Origin of the sequence: Membranihabitans marinus (genome assembly GCF_019802045.1) — a bacterium.
GTDB classification, from domain to species: Bacteria; Bacteroidota; Bacteroidia; order Chitinophagales; family Saprospiraceae; genus Membranihabitans; species Membranihabitans marinus_A.
The window spans coordinates 1-1,001 of the sequence record NZ_JAHVHU010000045.1 but is presented as its reverse complement, the minus strand read 5'-3'; the positions used below and the strand labels follow the sequence as shown (position 1 = coordinate 1,001).

Sequence of the window (1,001 nt, the reverse complement as noted above, 5' to 3'; positions counted from 1 at the left end):
TTACCAGTTACATCGTACACGCTCAAGGTCGCTTTGGATGCTTCAGGCAATTTAAATCCAATCACAGTCTGACCCGCATAGGGGTTTGGTGTGTTTTGGTACAAGGCAAATCCGGAATCTTGTCCGTCGAAGCGCAAGCTAACGTCTTTCAAGCCACCTTCCGCATCGTATGCTTCTGTGGTAGTTACCCGGTTGTTCAAGCTCAATGCATCTCGCAATTGTACTTCTGATTTCGCTTTTACTACGAGTGTGAACAGTACTTCATCACTGGACAAGTTCTGTCCGTCTGCTTCACTCCAGCTGGAAGTAATTACTCCAGGAGCGTAGCGTACATAGTTGTCTTTCGTGATGTTCAGTGCACCGGCTTCGATCGATTCGATCTCGACCAGATTCGTTACATAAGACAAGGTGTACTGCATTCCGTTGATGTTTGCAAAGTTATCGGAAGTGACATCGATCCGATATACTTCACCACCTTTCATCGCTTTGTCAGCCATGTTCAGGTTCAACGTTCCTGTAGTGCTTCGGCTGCTTCTTGCAGGATCTCCTGACAAGTTCACATCTCCGATTTTCACACCAACAAAGTCTACATTCATGTCACCATTTACATTGGCTACATCGTATACTTCTTTGTCAGTCTGCTTGTCAAAGAATCTCCAGCTCGTGTTGTTCGCAAACTTCGTGTGCGGCTGCATCACCAGTTTACGCAGTTCAAGTACATCAAATCCGTTGATCGATCCGTTTCCGTCCACATCAGCTGCAATACGCTGGTATTTGCTGTCCAGTGCTTTCTTCTGCAATACGTGACGCTGGATAGCAATCAAATCTTGCGTACTTACACCATTCGCAAAGCCTGTGTTCTTGCTTGGTACCAGGCTCACCTGGGCACCGTTGCTGATCGAGAAGTTATAAGCTCCTTCTCCACCGGTGACGGTTGTCAAAGGACTTCCGCTTCCCAATACGGCTTTCATCTCTACTTTCTGTACAGCTTCTCCACGCTC

1 protein-coding gene is annotated in these 1,001 nt (G+C 47.0%); it reads right to left on the bottom strand.

Translation table 11 applies throughout. The features are described from left to right. On the bottom strand, nucleotides 1-1,001 hold a 1,001-nt coding region (locus KUV50_RS19305), incomplete at both ends, for a cohesin domain-containing protein (protein WP_261395452.1).